The sequence below is a fragment of the Oerskovia sp. NPDC060287 genome, assembly GCF_042726775.1.
Lineage (GTDB): Bacteria > Actinomycetota > Actinomycetes > Actinomycetales > Cellulomonadaceae > Oerskovia > Oerskovia merdavium.
In genome coordinates, this window is the sequence record NZ_JBHXBO010000254.1 from 1 (window position 1) to 5819 (window position 5819).

The following is a 5819-nucleotide window of genomic DNA, read 5'->3' on the forward strand; positions in this document are numbered from 1 at the left end:
CTTGTGCGACACGCCAGGCGTGTCGCACAAGAGCTCCGCACTCAGCGTCTGCGAGCCGGTCGGCGCCGACTACAGCCCGGTCATCGCCTGCATCGCCTCGTTGTAGCGTGCCCCGGCGACGCCCAGACGCTCGGCGGCCTCGCCCAGCGCCGCGAGGTCGGCCGCGGGAAGGTCGAGCGTGACCGCGCCCAGGTTCTCCTCGATGCGCGACAGCCGACGCGTGCCCGGGATGGGGACGATGTCCGGCCGCTGGGCCAGCAGCCACGCCAGCGCGACCTGGGCCGGGGTCGCTCGGTGGGCTGCGGCGACCTCCTTGACGAGGTCGACCAGCGCCTGGTTCGCGGCGCGGTTCTCCTCGCTGAAGCGCGGGATGAGGGTGCGGACGTCCCCCGGGGTGAACTCGGTCGAGGTGTCCACGGTGCCCGTCAGGAAGCCCTTGCCGAGCGGGCTGAACGGCACGAGCGAGATGCCGAGCTCGTCGAGCGTCGGCAGGATCTCGGCCTCGATCTCCCGGGTCCACAGCGAGTACTCGCTCTGCAGCGCGGTCACGGGGTGCACCGCGTGGGCACGGCGGATGGTGCCGGCGCCGGCCTCCGAGAGCCCGAAGTGCGCCACCTTGCCCTCGGCCACGAGCTCGGCGACCGTGCCCGCGACGTCCTCGACGGGCACCGCGGGGTCCACGCGGTGCTGGTAGAACAGGTCGATCCGGTCGGTGCGCAGGCGCGCGAGCGACGCGTCGGCGACGCGGCGGATCTGCTCGGGGCGGCTGTCGACCCCGACGGACCGCCCGTCGCGGATGTCGAAGCCGAACTTGGTCGCGAGGACCACCTGGTCGCGCAGCGGCTCGAGGGCCTCGCCCACGAGCTCCTCGTTGACGTACGGGCCGTAGACCTCGGCCGTGTCGAAGAACGTCACGCCCCGCTCGACGGCGCCACGCAGCACCGCGATCATCTCGTCCCGGTCACCGGGGTTGGGTCCGTAGCTCTGGCTCATGCCCATGCAACCGAGCCCGAGCGCGGACACCTCGAGCCCCTGGCCCAGCGTTCGCTTCTCCATGCGGTCCTCCTGAGGTCGTGCTGACGATCGGTTCACCTCGACGCTACGGGCGTCGGCACGAGGCAGGGAGTTCCTGGCGGTACCTCCCTCGGCGCTGCGGTGTCCGGTGTCCCGCCGCCGGGCCGCCGGGGTGCCCCGGGCTCAGCGACCGTCAGCGAGGACCACGAGCTGCTGGGTCGCGCGCGTCATCGCGACGTAGCGGTCGACCGCTCCCTCGATCCCCTCGCCGAACGACTCCGGGTCGACCAGGACCACCAGGTCGAACTCGAGCCCCTTGGCGAGCACCGGGGTCAGCGACCGCACGCGCGGCGTGCCCGCGAACGAGGGGGAGCCGATCACGCACGCGGTGCCGTCGTCGTGCGTCGCGAGCCAGGTCGCCAGGATCGCGTCCAGCTCCGCCGTGCCACCGTGCACCACGAGGACCCCGGAGCGCCGGACCGACGTCGGCACGTTGGCGTCGGGGAGCGCGGCCCGGATGACCGGCTCGGCCTCGGTCATGACCTCCTCCGGGGTCCGGTAGTTGATGCTCAGCGAGGCGGAGCGGACCCGGTCGAGCCCGACCCGGGCGAGCCGTTCGTCCCACGACTCGGTGAACCCGTGCCTGGCCTGCGCCCGGTCGCCCACGATCGTGAGGCTCCCCGACGGGCAGCGCAGGAGCAGCATCTGCCACTCGGCGTCCGTCAGCTCCTGCGCCTCGTCCACGACGACGTGCGCGAACGGTCCCGCGAGCAGGTCCGGGGTCGCGGTCTCGAGCGAGGACGGGTCGACCAGCGCGCCCTGGAGGTCCTGCCCGCGCAGCATCGACATGACCTGCAGCTCGGAGTCGTCGGTCGCGATCAGGTGGTCGACGACGTCGGCCATGCGCGCGCTCTCGGCCGCGGCGGCGGCCTGGTTCCGGCGTCGTCGGCGCGACTCCTCGGGGTCGCCCAGGCGCTGGTGCGCCGCGTCGAGGAGCGGCAGGTCGGCGACGGTCCAGGCCTGGGCGTCGTCGCGCTGCAGGGCCTGGGCCTCCGCGGGCGTGAGCCAGGGGGCGCACATCCGCAGGTAGGCGGGTACCGACCACAGGTCCGCGACGAGGTCGGTCGCCTCGATGAGCGGCCACGCCCGGTTGAAGGCCTTGCCCAGGTCCCTGTTCTGACGGAGCGACCGGCGGACCTGGTCCTCGGGCACGTCCTCGGTCTCGTCGGTGTGCTTGTCGACGAGGATCGTCAGCAGCGCCTCCCAGACCTCGTCGCGCGCCTCGTTGTGCGGGGTGCCGGGGTCGGGCGACGCGAACGCCTCTGCCCAGTCGGCCGTGCTGAGCCAGACGTCGGCCCACGGGGTGCCGACCCCCATGCCCTCGGTCGGCGGCCGTTCGGAGAACCGCACCGCGGGCTCGATCGCCGCGACCATGCTCGTCGACGCCTTGAGGCGAGCCACCTCGGGGTCGGTCTCCGGCGCTGCCGCTGCCCCCTCGGGGACGAGGTCGCGCAGCGTGCACGTCTGCACGCCCTCCTCACCGAGGCTCGGCAGGACGTCGGCGACGTAGGCGAGGTACGGCTCGTGCGGTCCGACGAAGAGCACTCCGCCGTGGTGGTGCCCCAGACGCGGGTCGGAGTAGAGGAGGAAGGCCGCGCGGTGCAGCGCGACGACCGTCTTGCCCGTGCCGGGGCCGCCGTCGACGACCAGGGCGCCGCGGGAGTCGGCACGCACGATCGCGTCCTGGTCGGACTGGATGGTGCCCAGCACGTCCCGCATGCGGGGAGACCTGCTGGTGCCGAGGCTCGCGATGAAGGCCGACTCGTCGTCGAGCGCGGCGCTGTCGTCGTGACCGTCCGCGGTGAACGACTCGTCCCAGTAGTCGCTGATCCGCCCGCCCGTCCAACGGTACCGGCGACGGCTCGCAAGACCCAGGGGGTGCGCACGCGTCGCCGCGAAGTACGGTTCGGCGGGCTGCGAACGCCAGTCGACCAGCAGGCGTCGGCCGGCGGCGTCGGTCAGGCCGAGCCGCCCGACGTACACGGGCTCGGACCCGTCGGCCGGCACCAGGCGTCCCAGGCACAGGTCGATCCCGTACCTCTGCAGGAGACGCAACCGGGAGCTGAGCCGGTGGATCTCCTGGTCGCGTTCGAGCGCTTCGGTGCCGGACCCGCCGGGGGCTCGGCGCGCGGCGTCGAGTCGCGCGGACAGGTCGGCGACCGAGTGCTCGAGGGTCGCGGCGACCGCGGCGAGGTGTCGCTCGTCGGCGGCGATCAGGGCCGGGTCCGCCTTCGCGGCGAGGCGCTCGGGAAGGTCGAACGGGCTGTCGTCCTGAGGGGGCACGCGAGAGGCTCCGATCGGGTTCGTGCGGGTGCGGGGTGACCGGAACGCTGACGAGGAGGCGCGCATGACCGAGGTTCTCCATCCCACTGCTCGCGGCTGAGATCGACCATTCTGCGGGAGGACGGGGGCCTTGCCGCAAGGCCCCCTGTGCGCTATATCTTGAGAGTGGAAGGGGTGAGCACTCCCCGTTCCCAGCACCTCCGGCCCGCAGGGCGTCGCTTCTGCCAGGATGCACGGATGGTGCATCCCATCGAGCTGGTCCCCGTCGACGCAGAGACCTTCGACGACCTCGAGCCGGACGAGGACTCCCCGGCCGCGGAGACGGCTGAGCCCGCGCCCCCGACGCCCCGCGGTCGCCGGGTCTTCCCCCTCCTGGCGGTCGGGATCCTGCTGGTCGGGGTCTCGTACGTGCTGAGGCTCCTGACCCAGGTGTTCCAGGCGTACGCGGTCGACAGGTTCGACAACCTCGACCTCTCGACGTGGCAGTACGGTGCCGCCAACGGCGCGGCCGCGGCGCACGCCCTGACCGCCGCAGGGGGAGCCGTGGTGCTGACCGTGGCGGTGCTCCGTGCAGCGCGCGCCCTGGACGCCCTGGGGCGGTCCGACGACCTCGCACCCGACCGGCGGACGGGATCTCGGTGGCTCGTCGTCGTGGCGGCCTGCGTCGTCGCGGTGGCGGTCGTCGTCGCCCTCGCGTTCCCCCAGGTCGGCGCGCCGGGTCAGGTGATCGTCCAGGATGTCCCGTCCGGTCAGCTCTCGATCGTCGGCGGCTGATCCTTCGAGGCGTTCCCGCCCCCCGGCCCGGCCACGGCTCGCGAGGTCAGACCCCGCCGGCGAACCCCGTCTGGCGCCACGCCTCGTAGATCGCGATCGACGCGCTGTTCGTCAGGTTGAGCGACCGGCGCCCGGGCAGCATGGGGATCTTGACCTGGTCGGTGATGCGCGCGTGCGCCAGGACGTCGTCGGGCAGGCCCGTGGGCTCGGGGCCGAACAGCAGCACGTCGCCCGGGCGGTACTCGACGTCGGTGTGCCGCGTGGTGGCCTTGGTCGTGAACGCGAAGACCCGGGCGTCGGGCATCGAGGCGAGGGCCGCCTCGAGGTCGGCGTGCACCTCCATCGCGGCGAGGTCGTGGTAGTCGAGCCCGGCGCGGCGGAGCTTGGGCTCGTCGAGGTCGAAGCCCAGCGGCTCGACCAGGTGCAGGCGGGCGCCCGTCACGGCCGCGAGACGGATCGCGTTGCCCGTGTTGCCGGGGATGCGGGGCTCGAAGAACACGAGGTGGGGGAGCGTCGGGGCCGGGCGCTCGGCGTCGGTGCCGAGGTGCGGGCGCCAGTCCTCGGCACCGGTGACCCCGGGCGAAGGTGCGGGCACGGACGTGATGGGTGCGTCGTCGGGCATGGTCTCGATTCTCCCACCGTGGCGCCGCCCGACGGGCCGGGGCGGGCGTGACCTCCAGACCCTGCCCGTCCCGCGGCCCGCTCGGAGGGTTCAGCCCATCCGCGTGAGCGCGGCCGCGTCGACCTCGTGCTGCAGCGGCTCGCCCGCGAGGAAGCGGCCGATCTCCTCGACCACGATCGACCCCTGCCGCAGCCGACCCTGGACCGTCGCGGCCGCGTGGTGCGGCGTGAGGAGCACGTTCGGCAGGGTCCGCAGCGGGTGGTCGACGGGCAGCGGCTCGGCGTCGAACACGTCGAGCGCCGCGTCGATCCGTCCGCTCGCGACCTCGCGCAGCAGCGCGTCCTCGTCGGTCAGCCACGACCGGGCGGTGTTGACGAGCCCCGCCCCGTCGGGCATGAGGGCGAGCTCGCGCGCCCCGACCAGGTGGTGCGTCTCGGGCAGGGTGGGCGCGTGGACCATGGTGATGCGGCTCGTCGCGAGCAGGTCGTCGAGGCTCACGAGCGCGACGCCCAGGGCCTGGGCGTCCGCGGCCGACAGGGTCGGGTCCGCGACCACTACCTCGGCCCCGAGCGCGCGCAGCATGGTGATCGCCGCCCGCCCGGTCCGGGACGCGCCGATCACGCCGATGCGCGTGCCCGCGATCTCGTACCGCGGCGGCGCGGCCTCGGCGTCCTCCCACGAGGCACCCGACGCGAGACCGTGGTGGAAGCGCGGGAGCTGGTGCAGGAGGGCCATCGCGAACACGACCGACACCTCGCCGACCGACTGCGCCATGCCCTGCCCGGCCTGGGTCACGCGCACGCCGCGCGCGAACAGCTCGGGCGTGACGAACGGCTTGACGCTCGCGCCCGTGTGCGCGACCAGGCGCAGGTCCGGCAGGTGGTCGAGCAGCGCGGCGTCGAGGCGCGGCGTCCCCCACGAGATGACGAGCACCTGTGCGTGCGAGAGGCCCGACGACGCAGCGCCCGCCCGGGCGTCGAGCGTCGCACCCAGCGTGGCCGGGTCGTCGACGAGCACCACGTCGGTCAGCGCGGTCAGCGTCTCCCACGCCGCGGGCGAGAAGAAC

At 73.6% G+C, this 5819-nt stretch carries 5 protein-coding genes; 1 reads left to right on the top strand and 4 read right to left on the bottom strand.

Annotated features, from left to right (window positions below; all coding sequences use genetic code 11):
• Positions 1–69 precede the first annotated feature (69 nt).
• Entirely contained in the window at positions 70–1056 is a 987-nt protein-coding gene (locus ACFWFR_RS16810; protein ID WP_377623751.1) for an aldo/keto reductase, read from the bottom strand.
• Positions 1057–1197: 141 nt separating this feature from the next.
• Complete coding sequence (gene helR, locus ACFWFR_RS16815) at positions 1198–3357, bottom strand: RNA polymerase recycling motor ATPase HelR (protein WP_377623753.1); 2160 nt, start codon at positions 3355–3357, stop codon at positions 1198–1200.
• 237 nt (positions 3358–3594) lie between these two features.
• On the opposite strand from helR, the gene ACFWFR_RS16820 reads away from it, so the two are divergent.
• Entirely contained in the window at positions 3595–4131 is a 537-nt protein-coding gene (locus ACFWFR_RS16820; protein WP_377623755.1) for a hypothetical protein, read from the top strand.
• 46 nt (positions 4132–4177) lie between these two features.
• Here ACFWFR_RS16820 and ACFWFR_RS16825 read toward each other — a convergent pair whose 3' ends face one another.
• Entirely contained in the window at positions 4178–4753 is a 576-nt protein-coding gene (locus tag ACFWFR_RS16825) for a tRNA (cytidine(34)-2'-O)-methyltransferase (protein ID WP_377623756.1), read from the bottom strand.
• Between the two features lie 90 nt (positions 4754–4843).
• Positions 4844–5819: hydroxyacid dehydrogenase (locus ACFWFR_RS16830; protein ID WP_377623758.1), on the bottom strand; the 976-nt coding region annotated here is incomplete at its 5' end.

Coding starts and splice junctions, on each gene's coding strand:
- ACFWFR_RS16820 (WP_377623755.1), top strand. CDS start 3,595: ATGGTGCATCCCATCGAGCTGGTCCCCGTCGACGCAGAGACCTTCGAC.
- ACFWFR_RS16810 (WP_377623751.1), bottom strand. CDS start 1,056: ATGGAGAAGCGAACGCTGGGCCAGGGGCTCGAGGTGTCCGCGCTCGGG.
- ACFWFR_RS16825 (WP_377623756.1), bottom strand. CDS start 4,753: ATGCCCGACGACGCACCCATCACGTCCGTGCCCGCACCTTCGCCCGGG.